Here is an 18,526-nt window from a genome sequence, read left to right as displayed (position 1 = left end):
GATTCTTTATCTTACGCAGGGTGAGGAGGGCAACTGTCTGGCGATGCGCGGCGTTGCCGATACCGGTCTTGTCACCGACTATTTCTGGGGCATTCTCCGCCGCTACATGCCCCAGCGCAGCGCGGCCGTATGTACCGGTGCATCCCACCAAACAGCCGCCTCGTCGTCGAGCATGCTCAGCGTGATCGAACAGCCGGCCATGTCGAGCGAGGTTACATAGGACCCGACCAGCGACCGGGTCACCGTCACGCCGTGCTTCTCGAAGATTTTGCGGGCGCTGTTGTACATCAGATAAAGCTCCATCAACGGTGTGCCGCCAAAGCCGTTGACGAAGAGTAGCGCCTGGCCTCTGGCACCGTCGCCCAGGTCACCCAGGATTGCGGTACAGATCTCCTCGGCGATAGCATCGGCGCTTTTCAATGTGTCGCGCCGCCTCCCAGGCTCGCCGTGGATGCCGACCCCGAACTCCATCTCGCCATCGCCGATATTGAAGGTCGGCTTGCCCGCCGCCGGCACGGTGCAACTGGTCAGCGCCACGCCCATCGAGCGCGTCGCGCCGTTGACGCGCTCGCCGAGCGCCTTCAACGGCTCCAGTGCCATGCCTTGTTCGGCCGCCGCGCCGACGATTTTCTCGACCACCAGCGTGCCGGCGACGCCGCGCCGGCCGGTGGTGTAGGACGAGTTTTCGACCGCAACGTCGTCATTGGTCACGATTTGCATCACGCCTTCCGACATTTCAGCGGCCATGTCGAAATTCATCACGTCGCCCTCGTAGTTCTTGACGATGAACAGGCAGCCGGCGCCCGTATTGACGACTTCGGCCGCCGCCATCATCTGGTCAGGCGTTGGCGAGGTGAATACCTGGCCGGGGCAGGCCGCATCCAGCATGCCGTGCCCGACGAACCCGCCATGTAGCGGCTCGTGACCCGAGCCGCCGCCGGAGATCAGCGCCACCTTGCCCGGTGTGAGCAGCTTGCGGCGGACAAATTTGTGTTCCTCGCCAAGCGCCAGGATATCGGCATGCGCGGCAACGAAGCCGTCGAGGCTCTCGGTCAGCACCGTATCGACCGAATTCAAAAATTTCTTCATGGCCGTCCTCCCGAAATAGCCCAGCGTCAGCTGCCCTTGCCGGCGATGCTGGTGATCTTCTGGATGAAATCGTTGACCGCCCGGTCGAGCGCCGCGTTCTGCTTGTCGTCGCCGAAATCGGGAACGATCAGCGAGACATGGCGTGTCTTGCGCAAGCCTGCGGCCAGCGACATCTTTCCCGGATGCGCCCGATGGTAGGCCTCAAGGAAATGATCGCGTTCGGCCGGGCTGAAATGGCAGACGGAGAAGATAGCCGGCAAATGCTTCGACGGGATCGGCGTCGAATAGGCCGGGCTGGAAATCTGCGTGACGAAGCTGCGATGCTTGCCCAGCGCATCAGCGAGGCGCTGGCGCATGCCGGACGGGCGCTGGTCGATCACCTGCGACAGGATCGTCTTGTAGGCGCGGATCGCCTCTTCGGGGCCGGATTGCGACGCCTTGTCTGCCATACCGGGGCCTAGATCGAAACGTCCGCGATGGCCGCCTTGGCCATCGCGAGTTGGGCGGGAGCGACGGAGAGGTCACGCAGGCCGGTTTCGAGCAGCGCCGGGATCGAGGCGGGGTCGCCGCCGGCATCGCCACACAGGCTGACCGGGATATTATGCTCGCGGCCGAAGGCGGCAACCGAGGCGATCAGCCGGAGCACGGCTGGGTGCCTGACGGAATTCAGATGTGCGACCGACGCATTGTCGCGCGCGGCGGCCATCACGTATTGGGTCAAATCATTCGAGCCGATCGAGAAGAAGGCGGCCTTGGCGAATGCCTCCGGTGCGATGGCCACCGACGGCACCTCGACCATGATGCCAAGCGGCGGCATTTTGTGCGCGATGCCGCGCGCCAAAAGGTCAGCCTGCTCCTCAGCGAACAGCGCGGTGGCGTGTTCATACTCTTCCGGAACGGCGATCATCGGGAACATCACCTTCAGATTGCCGTGCATGGCAGCACGTAGCAAAGCGCGGATCTGCACACGAAAGACCGCCGGACGCATCAGTGACAGCCTGATCCCGCGCAGGCCAAGGAATGGATTACCTTCCTCGACGGTCAGGCCCGGCACAGGTTTATCGCCGCCCGCATCGACAGTACGGATCGTCACCGGCCTGTCGCCTGCCCATTCCAGCACTCTACGGTAGGCGCGATATTGCGTCTCCTCGTCCGGCAGCGTCTTGCCGAACAGGAATTCGGTCCGCATCAGCCCGACACCGTCGCACGCCGCAGCATCGATGCGGTCGACATCGGACGGATCGGCAATATTCACCTGCACGTGGACCGCTATGCCGGTCTTCGTTGCTGCCGGCCTTGTCAAATAGGCTACCGCATTGTCGCGATGCGCCGCGAAAGACGACGACGATCGCCGGAATGCCTCGATCTCCGCTTTCGAAGGCGCCAACACGATGCCGCCATGTTCGGCATCGAGCAGTGCGATTCCGACAAGCTGAGCCGGCGAAGCACCGGGCCCGGCTACCCCACGCGCTACGAGCCCCAACCCCACCACCATTGGCACGCCGCGTGAGCGTGCCAGCATTGCGACATGACTTGCGGCACTTCCGGCCGTAAGTGCTATGCCGCCGCCGGCACTCCAGTCGGTTTCGAGGAAGCGCGTCGGTGCGATATCCTCGCCGTAGAAGATCGCACCTGCCGGCGCGGCAATGTCGCCGCCCCCGGCAAGCGCGCGTAGCACCTGGTCGCGTATGTCGCGCATGTCGGCCGCGCGCGCCCGGAAATAGTCCTGCTCGGATGTTTCATAGCCGGCTATCTCGGCGTCGAGCGCTTTTCGCCAAGCCACATCAGCAGCCATGCCCTCGGCAATTCGCGCAAAGGCCGGGCCGGTCAGCGCGTCGTCCTCCAGCATGGCGAGCTGGAATTCGAGGATCCCGGCCGCCTCGCTGTCGCTGGTTTCGATCAATGTCGCGAGCCGGCCTGCGGCAATGGAGATGGCGGCCTCAAGCGCCGCCTTCTCGTCCGCGGCAGTCGCCTTGCGGACATAACGCACAGCAGCCTGGCCCAGATCGAACAGCGGCCCCTCGGCATAGCCGGCCGATGCCGAAATGCCCTGCAGCCTAAGCGGTTCGGGCATGGTCCTTGCCTTCGTCGAAATCGCGCCGCACCAGCTCGACCAGTGCGCCGACCGCCTCGCCGGCGCCGTCCCCTTTGGCTCTGATATGCAGGACAGTGCCTTTCGGCGCTTTCGCCGCCATCACCTTGACGATGCTCTTGGCGTCGAACCATGGCCCGTTGGCGGCGAGCGCAATCTCGACGTCGGCCGAAAACGTCTTGGCAAGCTTGGTGAACTTCACCGAAGGACGCGCATGCAGTCCCACCTCATGGGTGATCAGGACGCTGGCTTCGGCTGCTGCGGACATGCTTGTCAAAATTCCCGTTCGTTCACGACGGCGACAATTCGTGCGCCGTCGCCACCACTTCCCTGAGCGAGGCGCCGCCGGAAGCCTCGGTCGCCGCCATCACCGCGCCTTCGACGATCGGCGCATTGCAGACGATGATCTTCTGGGCGCGTGGTTCGCCGATCATCTCGACCGCCATCTCGCTATTGGTCTCGGCACCGCCGAGATCGACGAGGATCGCGACCCCCGCCTCCGACCAGGCCTTGTCGATGGCGCCCATGATCGCCTCGACATTGGTTCCCAGCCCGCCATGGCCGTTTCCGCCGCACCATGCAAGCGGCACTTCGTTGCCGACCATCTGCCGCACCATGTCGGCGGTGCCTTCGGCGACCAGCGGCGAATGCGATACGATGACGATGCCGACATTGCTCATGCGCGCCTCTCGATTGCCTCGGCTACGGCTCGCACCAGAAGCGCAGTCGAGCGTGCGCCGGCATCCATATGACCGATCGAACGGTCGCCAAGGAATGAGGCGCGCCCACGCAGCGCCTTCATCGGCACGGTCGCGTCGGCCGCGTTGTCGGCGATCTTGACGATGTCCGCTGCCGTCTTTCCCTGCAGCAGGGCCTCATGCACCGGCTGCAGCACGTCGAGCATGGTTTTTTGCCCGGCCTGCGACTTGCCTCTGGCGGCAACCGCTTCGATCGCCTTGCCGAAGGCCGCCGCCAGGTCGGCGCGACCCGGCGCGGCGGAAATCTCCTTGCCGAGCGCCATGAACAGCGCGCCGAACAAGGGACCGGAAGCTCCGCCGACGGTCATCACCAGTTTGGTGCCGATCGCCTTCAGCGCCTCGGGCAACGGCTTTGCCGCAAACGCGCCGGCCTCGGCCCGCACTGCCTCGAAGCCGCGTTTCATGTTGAGCCCATGGTCGCCGTCGCCGATGGCCTGGTCGAGACTGGTCAGCTCTTCGGCATGTGCGGCGATCGTGTTTGCCGCCGCCTCGATCAGCCTGGAAATATCCGCTGCCGCCATATCACCCATGCTCCTGGCCCCTGCGCTGCCGGCAGTACGAGAAAATTGCATATCCGGCAATTGAAGCATTCTTTTCCCCAGTCAAGCGGGTTCGAGCAACGCAGCGAGGGCAGTGAAGACCTCGGCGACGGCAAAGGCGCCGGGGTCGACCACGCCGTCGAGCTGGCTGCCAATATAGGCGGACCGCCCGGCCTTGGCCCTGCGCATGGCAGCGGTGGCCTCGGCTCCGCGTTGCGCCGCGACCGCCGCATCTTCCAGACTCCCCCTATCCAGCGCCCTCAAGGCGGGTTCCAGGGCATCGATCATCGTGCGATCGCCGACCCTCGCTCCACCATAGAAGGACATCCGATCGAGGCCGGCGAGAAGCGCCTTGGGAAGCGTTTCGCCAGACTCCAGCGCCAGCGCGGCGGCGGTGAAGAAGATCGACAACAGCACGCCGCTAGAGCCGCCCATGCTGGCGCTCAGGATATCGCCGACGGCGGCGAGCGTTGCGGCAGGGTCAGCGAGCGGCAGTGTCGCAATGCGGCCAAGCACGCTGCGCGCACCGGCCGCCACAGTCGATCCGGTGTCACCGTCTCCCGCCTTGGCATCCAGTCCGTTCAACGCGCCTTCAAGCGAGATCAGCCGGTCGCAGACCGCGACAACCAACCGGTCGGTGCGTGCGTCCTGGCTGGCTTTCGACGCGTTGTTCGGGCCGGCGGCTTTGGCCATCGGCACGACGCTGGCTTGGCGAACGGCTCTTGCCGGCAGCCAGGCGTGAGGGCCTACCGGCGCCCGCAACGCCGCTTCGCGCGATGCATCGAGCCGGATCAGCGACAGGGAAAAGCCGTTCATGTTGAGCGCGGTCATAAGCTGCCCGGGCCCGATTGTCAGCGTCACCTTTTGTGCCAGCGGTGAAGCCAGTACCGCATTGGCGACAAGCAACATTTCCAGCGGTGGCACCGAACCGAGATTATTGATCAGCAAGGCGTAGTCGCTGACCGGATCGAGCCGCGCGGCAAGGCGCTCCGACATGATCGCAACCAGCCTTTCGGCACTTTGCACCGCAATCCGCTCAACGCCCGGTTCGCCATGGATGCCGAGGCCGAGTTCGGCATCGTCCGCCCCGAATCTTTCTTCATGGCTCTGACCGGGGATCGAGCAGGATGACAGCGATATGCCGAGCGAAACGATATCCGCCGCCGCTGCCCGCGCCGCCGCGGCAACCGCCGCCAGGTCAATGCCGGCTTCCGACAGGTGGCCGGCGATCTTGTGCACGAACAAGGTGCCGGCCACGCCACGCGGCTGGGCAATATCAGGCAGGGCAATGTCGTCCGCGACGATCACCATCTCGACGCGGAAGCCTTCGGCGCGCGCCTTCTCGACGGCCAAGCCGAAGTTGAGGCGATCGCCGGTATAGTTCTTGACGATCAGCAGGCACCCGGCGGGACCGGTCACCGCACGGATGGCGGCCAATACCGCTTCCACGCTCGGCGAAGCAAAGATCTCGCCCGAAACCGCCGCCGTCAGCATGCCAATGCCGACAAAGCCGGCATGGGCAGGTTCGTGCCCGGCCCCGCCGCCGGAAATGACCGCGACCTTGGTCTTATCCCAGTTCGCGCGGAGAATGACCTTGATCTCGGGATAGCCGTCGAGGCGAGCGAGATCGCCGGCGCCGGTCGTACCGAGGAAGCCGTCCAGGGCCTCAGTTACGATCGTATCCCTGCGATTGAAAAAATGCTTCATCGAATTGGTCCAGTCCGGTGCCCGAAATTGCCGGTTGAAAGGTGCCAGGAAAACACTCGCGCAGCGCTCACATCAGCCGTCGCCCATCGGGGCCGAAATACAGCGGCGAGCGATAGCGGATCATGATCTTGTCGCCCTGCGCCAGGTCGGTGTCGGGGTCGGTTAGCGTCACCAGCTTCCTGGTCCCCACCGTCACATGCAGATGGTTCTGGTCGCCGAGATGCTCGACCCAATCGACGACGCCGTCGGCATGGCCGTTCGCCGCCTTCTCGATCGAAAGATGTTCGGTACGAGCACCGATCGTCTTTGTTCCCGCCGGCGCGCCGCCATCCGGCAGCAGTCCGACCGGCAACAAATTGATTGCCGGTTGGCCGAGCCTTGCGGCGACGTGAAGGTTTGCCGGCTCAGAATAGATCGTGCGCGGGGAACCGATCTGCACCAGCACGCCGTCGGCGAGAATGCCGATGCGGTCGGCCATGGTCATCGCTTCGATCTGGTCGTGCGTGACGTAGAGCATTGTGGCGCCGAGTTCCGCCTGGATGCGCTTCAGCTCGAGCCTGAGATCGGCGCGCAGCTTGGCGTCGAGCGACGACAGCGGCTCGTCCATCAGGTAGATCGACGGCTTGCGCACCAAAGCGCGGCCGATGGCGACGCGCTGCATCTCGCCGCCAGAGAGTTTGGTCGAGCGATTATTCAGCTTGTGGTGGATGCGCACCATCTTGGCCACGTCCTCGACGCGGCGGCGGATCTGATCCTCCGGCATTTTCCGTGCTGGCGAGCGCAGCGGAAAGGCGAGGTTGTCGTAAACCGACAGATGCGGATAGAGCGAATATTGCTGGAACACGAAAGCGGTGTCGCGCTCGGCCGGCGACAGCGTCGTCGTGTCGTGGCCGGCAATATGGATCGAGCCCGCTTCCGGACGCTCCAGCCCGGCGATCAGCCTGAGCGTCGTCGTCTTGCCGGCGCCGGTCGGCCCGAGCAGCACGACGAATTCCCCGTCGGCGATATGCAGGTCGAGATTGTCGACGGCGACATGCTCGCCAAAAGCCTTGGTCACGCTTTTGATGTGAACGTCAGCCATGATGTGCTCTTCCCTGGGAGGCCGAGTCATGGATTTCGGTGCGCACCGCACGGCCGGATCCTTTTGCGAACAGCGACAGCCGCGCGCTGCTCAGCGCCAGGCCCACATGATCGCCCGGATTGAGCCGGATTTCGGCCGGCACCCTGGCCTTGATGATGCCGTCTGCTGTCTCCACCGCCACGATCTGAGTGGTGCCGAGATATTCCGTGCCGTAAATAGCACCGCGCAGCTTCGAAGCGTCGTCGAAGCGGATGTGCTCCGGTCGGATGCCAAGCGCCATCTCGGCCGGCGCGACGTCCTCGCGGATCTCCGGCACGGCCACCTTCGCGCCTTGCACAACAATTTCCCTGGCGCCCTTTGAAAGCCCGCCGCCGAAGCCGAGGAAATTCATCGGCGGCGAGCCGATGAAGTCGGCGACGAACATCGTCGCCGGCCGGTCGTAGATCTCGCGCGGCGTGCCGAACTGCTCGATGACGCCGTGGTTCATCACCGCGATCTTGTCGGCCATCGACATCGCTTCCATCTGGTCATGCGTGACATAGACGGTGGTGGCGTGGATGCGGTTGTGCAGTTCTCGCAATTCATGGACCATCAGGTCGCGGAATTCGGTGTCGAGCGTGCCGAGCGGCTCATCCATCAGGAAACATTTTGGCCGCCGTACGATGGCGCGGCCGAGCGCCACGCGCTGGCGATCGCCGCCGGCAAGCCCGGAGACCGATTTGTTGAGCAGATGGTCGATCCGCAAAAGCTTCGCCGTCTCCTCCACTCGGCTCCGGATTTCAGCGCCTGGCATGCCTTGCGCCAGCAGTGGAAAGCCGATGTTCTTCCGCACATTCATGTGCGGATAGAGCGCGAACAGCTGGAAGACGAAGGCGATGTCGCGCTCGCGGGCACGCCGCATGGTGACGTCCTCGCCGCCAAGCAGGATCTTGCCGCCGGTCGGCAGTTCGAGCCCGGCGATCATGCGCAACGTCGTCGTCTTGCCGCAGCCGGACGGCCCCAGCATGACGAAGAATTCGCCGTCCTCGACGACGAAGTTGGAATCCTGCACGGCGACGAAATCGCCGAATGCCTTTCTCAGATGTTCGACCCTGATCTCGGCCATCGTCTACTCCGGAAATTTCGAGACGATGATGAACATCGCCGTGCCCGCAAGCATGGTGATGAAGGAATAGGTGTAGAGCACCAGTGCGAAGGGCTGGAACAGCATCAGGAAGCCGATAGCGATGATCGCGGTGGCGACGTTTTCCATCAGCCCGCGCCTGGCCCAGACGGGCCAGCGCGATTTGCGTTTTGCGGTCATGCTCATTTACGCACCGCGCCAAAGGTGATGCCGCGCAGCAATTGCTTGCGAAGCAGGATGGTGAAGACCAGGATCGGCACCAGGAAGATCGTCGTGCCGGCCGCGACCGCCGGCCAGTCCTGACCGCCTTCGCCGATGATGGTCGGGATGAAGGGCGGCGCGGTCTGCGCCGTGCCCGAGGTCAGTAGCGCAGCGAAGGCATATTCGTTCCAGGCAAAGATCAGGCAGAAGATGGCGGTTGCGGCAATACCGGTGGTCGCCTGCGGCAGTACCGTGCGCCAGAACGCCTGCAGCCTGGTGTAGCCGTCGATCATCGCCGCTTCTTCATATTCGCGCGGGATCTCGTCGATGAAGCCTTTCAGCAGCCACACCGCCAAGGACACGTTGACCGCCGTATAAAGCAGGATCATGCCGAGAGCCGTGTCCGACAGGCCAAGCTCCCGGTACATCAGGTAGATCGGGATGGCGACGGCGATCGGTGGCATCATCCGCGTCGACAGGATGAAGAACAGAAGGTCGTCGGCGAGCGGCACCTTGAAGCGCGAAAAACCATAGGCCGACAGCGTGCCGAGGAACACCGCGCAAAACGTCGAGCCGAACGCGATGATCAGCGAATTGACGAAGCGCGGCATGAAGTTGGACGGGCCGGCGATCACCATGTTGCGCTTGCGCACCGTCTCGTCGCACAGGCCCGTCGCCGGTCCCAGCGAGTTGATGTATTCCGGTGTTTGCCGAGTCCGGGTCGAGAACAGGTTGCAGTAGCCCTCGAGGCTGGGCTGGAACAGGATCTTCGGCGGATAGGCGATCGAATCCGGCGGCGTCTTGAAGCTGGTGGCGAAGATCCACAGCAGCGGCACGATCGAGATCAGCGCGTAGGCGACGATGATGGTGCCGGCGACGCGCTTCGACGTGGCCGACGGCGCGACAACGGAATGGGCTGACGTCAGGCTCATCTCTGCTTCACCTTGTTGAGCGCCTTGACGTAGATGTTTGCGAGGCCAAACACTGCGACGAACAGGATGATGGCGAAGGCCGAGGAATAGCCCGTCCGCCAGCTTTCGAAGGCCTGCCGCTTCAGTGTGATCGAGGCCACTTCGGTGGTCGATCCCGGCCCGCCGCCGGTGAGCAAATTGACCATGTCGAACATCTTGAAGTTCTCGATGCCGCGAAACAGCACCGCCAGCATGATGAAGGGCAGCGCCATCGGCAGCGTGATCGACCAGAACTGCCGCCAGTTGGAGGCGCGGTCGACCTCGGCCGCTTCGTAGATGTATTCGGGGATCGAGCGCAGGCCGGCGAGGCAGATCAGCATCACGTAAGGCGTCCACATCCAGGTGTCGACGATGATGATCGACCATGGCGCCAGTGACACGTTGGAGAGCATGCTGATTTCGGTTGCCGGAATGCCGGTGACGAACGAAACGGCGTAGGCGAACAGCCCGATCTGCGGCTCGTAGAGGAAGCGCCAGAAATTACCGACGACCGCCGGCGACAGCATCATCGGCACCAGGATGATTGTCGTCCAGAAGGCGTGGCCGCGAAACTTGCGGTCGATCAGCCAAGCCAGCGTGAAGCCGATCAGCGTCTGCAGCAGGATGGTCCAGAACACGAAATGCGCCGTCGTCTGCATGGCGATCCAGATGTCCTGGTCGGCGAGGATGCGCTTGTAGTTTGCCAGCCCAAGGTTCTTCACAACCTCGTTGGGCCGATTGGCGCGAAAATTGGTGAAGGACAGATAGATTGCCCAGAACAGCGGAAAGATGTTGATAGCTAAAAGCAACAGGATCGTCGGCGAGATGAACAGCCAGGCGAGGCCCTTGTCGCTGATGCCCCGGACCTTGCGGGCCAACGGCTCGGGCGTAGCCCGGGCAACGCTGTCCGCCGTCCGATTGAGCATGGTCAGTCCTGCTTCGGTCACTTGGCTCGTCTCGACAATGGAATTTATCTGAACTGTGTCCCGTGCCAAGTGGCACGGGACGGTTCGGTCACGGGCTCGGGAGGAGCCGGTTACATCTTGCCCCGGCTACATCTTTCCATCGTCCTGGAAGACCTCGGTCCAGTCCTTGACGAGGCCGTCGAGCGCATCCTTGGCCGAGCCTTGCCCGGCAACGACGTAGTCGTGGAAGCGCTTCTGCGATGCCTGCAACAGCGGGGCATAGCTCGGCTCGGCCCAGAAGTCCTTCACGATGGCCATCGAGTCGAGGAAGGTCTGCGCGTAGGGCTGGCTGGCCGGGAAGGCCGGGTCCTTGACGACCGCGTTGAGGCAGGAATAGCCGCCGAGCGACCACCATTTGGACTGAACGTCCTTGTTGGCGAACCATTTGATGTATTTGAGCGCGGCTTCCTGCTTGTCGGAATAGGAGACCACCGAGATGCCCTGGCCGCCGAGCTGGGCGAACTGGTCCCCGTCCGAACCTTTGGGATTGACGAAATAGCCGATCTTGTCGCCGCCGACATTCTCGTCCTTCTGCAGGCCTGGCCAGGTGAAGGCGAAGTTCATGTGCATCGCCACCTGGCCGGATTTGAAGGCATCGACGCCTTCGCCCATGTAGCTGTTCGAGGCGCCGGGAGGGGTGCAGCAATCGTAAAGGGCTTTGTAGAACTCCAGGCCCTTCACCGATTTATCGGAGTTGACGAAGCCTTCCATCTCGTAGGGCTTTTTCGGGTTTTCGTACTGGAAGCCGAAGCTGTAGAGGACGTCCATGGCGCCCATGGTGATGCCTTCCGAGCCGCGCTCGGTGTAGATCGACGCGCCATAGACGGTCTTGCCGTCGATGTCGCGCTTCTGGAAGAATTCGGCGATCTGCTTCAATTGGTCGAAGGTCGTCGGCGGGCCGAGATCCCAGCCGTACTTTTCCTTGAATTCCTTCTGCAGCTCCGGCTTGGAGAACCAGTCCTTGCGGTAAGTCCAACCGACGACGTCACCCATGGCCGGCAGCGCCCAGTAATTCGGCGAGTTCTTCGGCCATTCCGAATAGCCGACGACGGTCGCCGGCACGAAATCGTCCATGCTGATCTTCTCCTTGTCGAAGAAGTCGTTCAGCTTGACGTAATGGCCGTTCTCGGCGGCACCGCCGATCCACTGGCTGTCGCCGATGATGAGGTCGCACAGCTTGCCGTGCGAATTCAGCTCGTTGAGAAAGCGATCGGCATAGTTGGTCCACGGCACGAATTCGAATTTCATGCCGATGCCGGTTTCCTTGGTGAAGTCCTTGGACAATTCCACAAGCGCGTTGGCCGGGTCCCAGGCTGCCCAGCAAAGCGTCAGATCTTCTGCCTGCGCGACATTCGAAACGGCTGTCGACGCAAAGAGTGTCGATGCCAGTCCCAACGCCAATTTCAAGGTCGATTTCATGCCTTCCTCCCATTTGCGAAACGCGTCCGGATGACGGTTTCAAGAGCCCGCTAAACCCCTCCTCGGGGGCCCAAACACAACGACGCGGCGGCGCACCGGATGTTTAGTAATTTGTTTAGTGATGCAATTTTTACTAAACAAGGCAAGCGAATTCGTTGCTGCATCGCAGCATGCTGGATAGGAAAGCAACGTGAGAAGTTGCGGCGACCTGCCTAGGTCACCGTCTTGTTGCTGACGGCCACCGGACGGATCACTGGGGCCGGCGGCAGCAGCGCGCGGATATCGGCGAAGGGGAAGACTGGCTCGAAGCGGAAGGCCTCGGCGAACGATCCGGCTGGGCCGTTGCACTGGCCGGCGCGAAAGGCGTTCTGCGTGCGCGCCGCGTCGACGAAACGCTCGGGATCCTGCGACTGGTGCGCCCGGATCGCCTCCGCCTTGAGATCGAAATGCCTGGAGGTATCGACGTAGTGCGTTGGCGAAAACCCGGTGCCGCCGAACGTGTCGGCATGTAGCACCGGCACCGAGAATGACGCTGCGATGCGCACGCCATCCGACAGCGCGCGGTGGTCGCCATGATAGTCGTTCGGCGCATGCGTTATCACCAGATCCGGCCCTATCTCGCCGATCAGTGCTTTGAGCGCCCCGATCAGCGCGGCATCCGCGACCAGCCCGCCATCGGGAAAGTCGAGGAAGCGCGGCGTCACGCCAAGCAGGCCGGCCGCCGCCGTCGCCTCCTTGCGGCGCGTGCGGGCCAGCGCTGACGGATCGCCGTAGCCGCCCCTGGTGCCATCCGTGGCTATGGCAAAAAAGAGTTCTGCGCCTTGCGCGGCATAGGCCGCCATCGTACCGAACATGAAGATCTCGATGTCGTCCGAATGCGCGCCAAGCGCCAATATCTTCACTCTCATCTCTCCCGGAAATGGAAAAACGTGCCCAACGGAATTCTGCTCGCGCTCATCGCCTATGCAAGCTATTCGTGCAGCGACGCGGTTGTCAAAAGCCTGGGCGGGCAGTTCAACGTCTTCGAGATCGGCTTCTTCTCGACATTGTTTGCCGGCTGCTTTCTGCTCTTTGCCAGGCCGGCAGGCGAGCGCTGGCTCGATTTCTGGCGCACCAACCGGCCCTGGGCGGTACAGGCCCGGGCCTGGGCCGGCATCGCCTCGGGCGTGCTCAGCGTCTATGCCTTCACCACCATCCCGCTGGCGGAAGTCTATGCGCTCATCTTTCTGGCGCCGCTGTTCGTCACTATCCTGGCCACGCTGGTCCTCAAGGAAAAGGTCGGCCCATGGCGATGGCTGGCGGTCGTCGCCGGCTTTGCCGGGGTCATGCTGGTCGTCAGGCCTGGTTTTCGCGAGTTGCAGCTTGGCCATCTGGCGGCGTTCATCATCGCCTTCCTGGCCGCCACCAATGTCATCCTGATGCGTTCGCTCGCCGCGCAGGAAAAGCGCACAACGATGCTCGGCGTGCTGATCGGCTACGGCCTGCTCTTCAACGGCGTCGGTGCGGCGGCTACCTCGTTCTCGCTGCCGGATGGCAGGCAATGGGCCTGGCTGGTGCTGGCCGGCGCCTTTACCGCCGGCGGCCAGCTGCTGCATCTGCTGGCGGTCAAATACGCGCCGGCCAACCGCATCGCGCCGACGCATTACTCGCAGATCGTCTGGGCGGTGGTTCTAGGTGCGCTGTTCTTCAGGGAATATCCGGATTTTCTGTCGCTGGTCGGCTTGGCCGTGGTCGGCGGTTCCGGCCTGCTAACGATGGTGCGCGAGGAGGTGCGGCTCGGCACGGTGCGCTGGAACCCGTTTTTGCGGACCAGGCTTTGAGTCGGCGCCGAGGTTGCGCCGCGACCGCCACCGCTGATATGCGGTCGCTGCCAACTGGCTGCACAGCATAGCACAATGACGACAAAACCCTTGCCGGACCTGCCGGTCTCCGTTGTCTTGCCGGCGCTCAATGAAACGCTGAGCCATGGTAACAGCGCCGTGCTGGTGGCGCCGCCCGGTGCCGGCAAGACGACGCTGGTTCCACTGGCGCTGCTCGACGCTGAATGGCTCGGCGGCGGAAAGATCATCCTGCTCGAGCCTCGCCGCCTCGCCGCCCGCGCTGCCGCCCGCCGCATGGCCGAATTGCTCGGCCAAGAGCCCGGCGAAACCGTCGGCTATGCCATGCGCATGGAAAACCGCAGTTCCGCAAAGACCAGGATTCTCGTCGTCACCGAAGGCGTGCTGTCCCGCATGATCCTCGACGACCCGGAACTGCCTGGTGTCGCGGCGGTGCTATTCGACGAGTTCCACGAACGCTCGCTCGACGGCGATTTCGGGTTGGCGCTGGCGCTCGACGTGCAGGGTGCGCTGAGGCTCGAACTCAGATTGCTGGTGATGTCGGCAACGCTCGACGGCGCGCGTGTCGCAAAATTGCTGTCCGGCGCGCCGGTGATCGAGAGCGCAGGCCGCGCCTTCCCGGTCGACATCCGCTATGACGAGCGGCCGGCCGGCGTCACCATCGAGGACGCCATGGCCAAGGCGATCCGCTCGGCGCTTGCCGGGGAGGAGGGCAGCGTGCTCGCTTTCCTGCCCGGCCAGCGCGAGATCGAGCGCACCGCCGAGCGGCTGGCGGGCAAGGTCGGCGCCGATACCGACATCGTGCCGCTCTATGGTATGCTCGACAACAAGGCGCAGGACGCGGCGATCAAGCCGGCGCCGCTCGGCCGCCGCAAGGTCGTGCTGGCGACGTCGATCGCCGAAACCTCCATCACCATCGACGGCGTGCGCGTCGTCATCGATTCCGGCCTGTCGCGGCTGCCGCGCTATGAGCCAGCGAGCGGCCTGACGCGGCTGGAGACGGTACGTGCTTCCCGCGCTTCCGCCGACCAGCGCGCCGGCCGTGCCGGGCGCACGCAGCCGGGCGTCGCCATCCGGTTGTGGCGGGCCGAGCAGACGGCGGCCCTGCCGGCCTTCACGCCGCCGGAAATCCTCGAGGCCGATCTTTCCGGCCTGTTGCTCGATAGCGCGGCGTTCGGCGTCGCCGATCCGACCAGCCTGTCCTTCCTCGACCCCCCGCCGGCTTCGGCGCTCACCGAGGCGAGGGTACTGCTACGTGCGCTCGATGCTGTCGATGCGGCAGGACGCCTGACGGATGCCGGTGCCGCGATGCGCAGGCTGGCGCTACCGGTGCGGCTCGCCCACATGGTCGCCGAGGCGGCAAGGACCGGAGAGGCGCTCGAGGCGGCGATGCTCGCCGTATTATTGACCGAGCGTGGCCTTGGCGGCGATGGTGCCGATCTCGAACGGCGGCTGCTGCGCTTTCGCGCCGAAAGATCGCCGCGCGCCACCGCCGCCCGGCAGCTGGCTGAGAGGCTGGCAAAGCAGGCTTCACCCTCCCCCTTGAGGGGAGGGTCGGCGAGCGAGCCGAGCGCAGCGAGACGAGGGAGACGGGGCGGGGTCGTCGATGGCGTGCCCGAACCGACCCCACCCCGATCCGCCACGCGGATCGACGCGCCGGGGCGAGCCACGGGTCTCGCCCGTCCTTCCGACCCCCTCAAGGGGGAGGGCAGCACAGCCGGCGCTCTCCTCATCCATGCCTGGCCGGATCGGGTCGCCAAAGCGCGCGGCGAGCGTGGCCGCTTCGTGCTTGCCAACGGCTCGGGCGCCATGCTCGACCCCTCCGATCCGCTGGCCGGCGAGACCTGGCTCGTCGTCGCCGACCTGCAGGGCAAGGCGCAGAACGCCCGCATCACCGCAGCGGCAGCCATCGATGAGGCCGACATCCGCACTGCCCTGGCGGAAAAGATCGAGACCCGCCGCGAGGTGAGCTTCGACCGCGACAGGCGCGCGGTGCGGGTGCGCGAAACGGTTCGCCTCGGCGCCATCACGCTGTCCGAACGCATGCTGCCGGCGCCGACCGGTGCCGACGCGGATCGCGCCATCCTCGACGCCTTGCGCGAACACGGCCTAGCCCTGTTGCCGTGGAACAGGGAGGCGGAGACGTTGCGGCAGCGGCTCGGCTGGCTGCATCGCGGCCTCGGCGCGCCATGGCCCGATGTCTCCGACGCCGCGCTCGTCGAGCGCCTCGACGACTGGCTGCTGCCGTTCCTTTCCGGCGCGGCATCCTTTGCGGCAATCGATCCCAGCGTGCTTTCGCAAGGCCTGATGACGCTGGTGCCGCACGAATTGCAGCGCAAGATCGACACATTGGCGCCGACCCATTTCGACGCGCCGTCGGGCAGCCGGCTGCCGATCCGCTATGACGGCGAATGGCCGGTGCTGGCGATCCGCGTGCAGGAACTGTTCGGCTTCGACCGGCATCCGGCGATCGCCAACGGCACTGTGCCGCTGACGCTCGAATTGCTGTCGCCGGCTCACCGGCCGATCCAGACGACGCGCGACCTGCCCGGCTTCTGGCGCGGCTCCTGGGCCGATGTGCGGGCAGAGATGCGCGGCCGCTATCCCAGGCATGTCTGGCCGGAGAACCCGCTTCTCGCCGCCGCCACCAGCCGCGCCAAGCCGCGCGGTACCTGATGCTTCCAGACTGTCATTCCGAACCGAGGGCCGGCTTCGGCGGTTTTCGGAAAAGACCTCCGGCTGTTTCCCCTCTATAATCACTTGCCATGATAAACATCCTGCACGCACCCGACTTCCAGCAAAGCCAGCGGCTGCGCCTCAACACGCTGATCAGGTTGCGCTGGCTTGCCATCGTCGGCCAGAGCCTGACCGTGCTTGTCGTCGCTTACGGGCTGAAATTTCCGCTGCCGGTCAGCATGTGTTTTGCGCTGATCGCCTGTTCGGCCTGGATGAACCTTTTGCTGACCTTCCGCTATCCGGCGGCGCATCGGCTTACCCCGTTCTCGGCCTTCGCCATCCTGACCTTCGACAGCCTGCAGCTTGCCGGCCTGCTCTACATGACCGGCGGACTCACCAATCCGTTTTCGCTGCTGATGACCGTGCCCGTCGTCGTCTCGGCGACGTCGCTGCCGCTGCGGCTGACCGCCATGCTCGGCGCGCTGGTGATCGTGGCGGCGACGCTGCTGGTCTTTTACCACCTGCCGCTGCCATGGCATGAGGGCGCGCCATTGGCGATGCCGTTCATCTATGTCGCAGGCATGTGGATGGCGGTGTTCTGCTCCATCGCCTTTACCGCGATCTATGCCTTCCGGGTGGCCGAGGAGGCGCGGCTGCTTGCCAACGCGCTTGCCGCCACGGAATTGGTGTTGCAGCGAGAGCAGCATCTCTCTGCCCTCGACGGCCTCGCCGCGGCCGCCGCGCACGAGCTCGGCACACCGCTCGCCACCATCACACTGGTCGCCAAGGAAATGGAGAAGGCGCTTGGCGAAGATCCGAAATACGGCGAGGACGTGAAGCTGCTGCGTTCGCAGAGCGAGCGCTGCCGCGAAATCCTGAAGCGCCTGACCAGCCTGTCCTCCGAGAGCGAGGTGCACCTCTCGCGCCTGCCGCTGACCTCGCTGGTCGAGGAGGTGACGGCGCCGCACCGCGATTTCGGCATTTCGATCAAGCTTCGGCCGGGCGAGCGCATCGGCCCGGAACCGGTGGGCCGGCGCAATCCCGGCGTCATTTACGGCCTCGGCAATCTGGTCGAGAACGCGGTCGACTTCGCCCGCAACAGCGTGACAGTGCGCTGGAACTGGAATGAAGCCGCCGTCAGCTTCTCGATCATCGACGACGGGCCGGGCTTTCCACCGGAGATCATCGACCGTATCGGCGAACCCTATATGTCGACACGACAAGGCACCGAAGCCGGCGGCGGCCTCGGCCTCGGCCTATTCATCGCCAAGACCTTGCTCGAACGCTCCGGCGCGACGCTCGATTTCCGCAATTCAAGCGAGCCCGGCGAGGGCGCTATCGTGCAGATATCGTGGCCGCGCAGCGTCTTCCTCAATCCCGAGCAGGCTTCGGCCACCATGTTCGACACGGCCTAAATTGGACAATAGCGTTGCGAAACTATATTTGCGTAAAAATCAGGCAGCAGGATTTTCAGCACGATGAGTACTGACGAAACGATTGGCGCAATGGTCGAAGGCGAGGATACCTCGCTGCTGATCGTAGACGACGACAAGCCGTTCCTGACGCGGCTTGCCCGCGCCATGGAAACCAGGGGTTTCGTGGTCGAGACGGCGGAGAGCGTCGAGGAGGCGGTTGCCAAAGCGCGCGCCAATCCGCCGGCCTATGCGGTGGTCGACATGCGGCTGGCCGACGGCAACGGCCTCGACGTCGTCGCCGCGATTCGCGAGAAGCGCGACGATGCCCGCGCCATCATCCTCACCGGCTACGGCAACATCGCCACTGCGGTGACGGCGGTAAAGCTCGGCGCCATCGACTATCTGTCGAAGCCGGCCGATGCCGACGATATTTTTGCCGCCCTGACCCGCACCGCGGGCGAACGCGCAGCGCCGCCAGAAAATCCGATGTCGGCCGATCGCGTGCGCTGGGAACACATCCAGCGCGTCTACGAAATGTGCGACCGCAACGTCTCGGAAACCGCACGCCGCCTGAACATGCATCGCCGCACGCTGCAACGCATCCTCGCCAAGCGCGCGCCGCGCTAAAGGGCTCTCATTACAGGCTTGCCCGGCCAGCGCTGTTTGCGCATCA

Annotated in this window: 18 protein-coding genes; 4 read left to right on the top strand and 14 right to left on the bottom strand. The window is 64.2% G+C overall.

The window, feature by feature from the left end; all coding sequences use genetic code 11:
• Window positions 1-102 precede the first annotated feature (102 nt).
• From dhaK to NKJ32_RS15375, 14 genes are all read right to left on the bottom strand, one after another.
• On the bottom strand, window positions 103-1,089 hold the full coding sequence (gene dhaK, locus NKJ32_RS15440; RefSeq protein WP_023676326.1) for a dihydroxyacetone kinase subunit DhaK: 987 nt from the start codon (window positions 1,087-1,089) through the stop codon (window positions 103-105).
• 26 nt (window positions 1,090-1,115) lie between these two features.
• Window positions 1,116-1,538: a hypothetical protein gene (locus NKJ32_RS15435; protein WP_023676327.1), complete on the bottom strand. Its 423-nt coding sequence runs from the start codon at window positions 1,536-1,538 to the stop codon at window positions 1,116-1,118.
• A gap of 8 nt (window positions 1,539-1,546) precedes the next feature.
• Window positions 1,547-3,163, bottom strand: coding sequence for a phosphoenolpyruvate--protein phosphotransferase (ptsP, locus tag NKJ32_RS15430; protein ID WP_023676328.1), 1,617 nt, complete (start codon window positions 3,161-3,163; stop codon window positions 1,547-1,549).
• Window positions 3,147-3,449 (bottom strand): HPr family phosphocarrier protein, encoded by a 303-nt coding sequence (locus NKJ32_RS15425; protein WP_023676329.1) that lies wholly within the window; start codon window positions 3,447-3,449, stop codon window positions 3,147-3,149. Before NKJ32_RS15425 ends, ptsP begins: the two co-directional genes overlap by 17 nt.
• A 22-nt stretch (window positions 3,450-3,471) precedes the next feature.
• Window positions 3,472-3,861: a dihydroxyacetone kinase phosphoryl donor subunit DhaM gene (gene dhaM / locus NKJ32_RS15420; RefSeq protein WP_352448466.1), complete on the bottom strand. Its 390-nt coding sequence runs from the start codon at window positions 3,859-3,861 to the stop codon at window positions 3,472-3,474.
• The gene (gene dhaL / locus NKJ32_RS15415; RefSeq protein WP_352827973.1) at window positions 3,858-4,460 is read right to left on the bottom strand and encodes a dihydroxyacetone kinase subunit DhaL; all 603 of its coding nucleotides are present in this window, start codon (window positions 4,458-4,460) and stop codon (window positions 3,858-3,860) included. The genes dhaM and dhaL overlap by 4 nt, the downstream gene beginning before the upstream one ends.
• An 81-nt stretch (window positions 4,461-4,541) precedes the next feature.
• Entirely contained in the window at window positions 4,542-6,185 is a 1,644-nt protein-coding gene (locus NKJ32_RS15410; RefSeq protein WP_023676331.1) for a dihydroxyacetone kinase subunit DhaK, read from the bottom strand.
• Window positions 6,186-6,252: 67 nt separating this feature from the next.
• Complete coding sequence (locus NKJ32_RS15405) at window positions 6,253-7,266, bottom strand: ABC transporter ATP-binding protein (RefSeq protein WP_023676332.1); 1,014 nt, start codon at window positions 7,264-7,266, stop codon at window positions 6,253-6,255.
• On the bottom strand, window positions 7,259-8,371 hold the full coding sequence (locus NKJ32_RS15400) for an ABC transporter ATP-binding protein (protein WP_023676333.1): 1,113 nt from the start codon (window positions 8,369-8,371) through the stop codon (window positions 7,259-7,261). Before NKJ32_RS15400 ends, NKJ32_RS15405 begins: the two co-directional genes overlap by 8 nt.
• Window positions 8,372-8,374: 3 nt before the next feature.
• On the bottom strand, window positions 8,375-8,575 hold the full coding sequence (locus NKJ32_RS15395) for a hypothetical protein (protein ID WP_023676334.1): 201 nt from the start codon (window positions 8,573-8,575) through the stop codon (window positions 8,375-8,377).
• The gene (locus NKJ32_RS15390; RefSeq protein WP_023676335.1) at window positions 8,572-9,522 is read right to left on the bottom strand and encodes a carbohydrate ABC transporter permease; all 951 of its coding nucleotides are present in this window, start codon (window positions 9,520-9,522) and stop codon (window positions 8,572-8,574) included. Before NKJ32_RS15390 ends, NKJ32_RS15395 begins: the two co-directional genes overlap by 4 nt.
• Window positions 9,519-10,466 (bottom strand): carbohydrate ABC transporter permease, encoded by a 948-nt coding sequence (locus tag NKJ32_RS15385; RefSeq protein ID WP_031211681.1) that lies wholly within the window; start codon window positions 10,464-10,466, stop codon window positions 9,519-9,521. Before NKJ32_RS15385 ends, NKJ32_RS15390 begins: the two co-directional genes overlap by 4 nt.
• A gap of 126 nt (window positions 10,467-10,592) precedes the next feature.
• On the bottom strand, window positions 10,593-11,924 hold the full coding sequence (locus tag NKJ32_RS15380) for an ABC transporter substrate-binding protein (protein ID WP_023676337.1): 1,332 nt from the start codon (window positions 11,922-11,924) through the stop codon (window positions 10,593-10,595).
• A gap of 212 nt (window positions 11,925-12,136) precedes the next feature.
• Window positions 12,137-12,826: a PIG-L deacetylase family protein gene (locus NKJ32_RS15375; protein WP_352623303.1), complete on the bottom strand. Its 690-nt coding sequence runs from the start codon at window positions 12,824-12,826 to the stop codon at window positions 12,137-12,139.
• 27 nt (window positions 12,827-12,853) lie between these two features.
• Between NKJ32_RS15375 and NKJ32_RS15370 the strand changes: the two genes are divergently transcribed.
• The 4 genes from NKJ32_RS15370 (at window position 12,854) to NKJ32_RS15355 (ending at window position 18,480) form a co-directional block, all read left to right on the top strand.
• Window positions 12,854-13,744 carry a DMT family transporter gene (locus NKJ32_RS15370; RefSeq protein WP_352577799.1) on the top strand — a complete coding sequence of 297 codons (891 nt, stop codon included), beginning with the start codon at window positions 12,854-12,856 and terminating at the stop codon, window positions 13,742-13,744.
• Between the two features lie 75 nt (window positions 13,745-13,819).
• Complete coding sequence (gene hrpB / locus NKJ32_RS15365) at window positions 13,820-16,438, top strand: ATP-dependent helicase HrpB (RefSeq protein WP_352577798.1); 2,619 nt, start codon at window positions 13,820-13,822, stop codon at window positions 16,436-16,438.
• A gap of 89 nt (window positions 16,439-16,527) precedes the next feature.
• Entirely contained in the window at window positions 16,528-17,853 is a 1,326-nt protein-coding gene (locus NKJ32_RS15360; protein WP_352448476.1) for an ActS/PrrB/RegB family redox-sensitive histidine kinase, read from the top strand.
• 63 nt (window positions 17,854-17,916) lie between these two features.
• Window positions 17,917-18,480: an ActR/PrrA/RegA family redox response regulator transcription factor gene (locus NKJ32_RS15355; protein ID WP_023676342.1), complete on the top strand. Its 564-nt coding sequence runs from the start codon at window positions 17,917-17,919 to the stop codon at window positions 18,478-18,480.
• The last annotated feature ends 46 nt before the right edge of the window (window positions 18,481-18,526 follow it).

Origin of the sequence: Mesorhizobium sp. M0159, from assembly GCF_040322295.1 — a bacterium.
In the GTDB taxonomy this organism is placed as follows: Bacteria; Pseudomonadota; Alphaproteobacteria; order Rhizobiales; family Rhizobiaceae; genus Mesorhizobium.
Note: the sequence above shows the minus strand (reverse complement) of the source record. Positions and strands in the feature narration are given on the sequence as shown.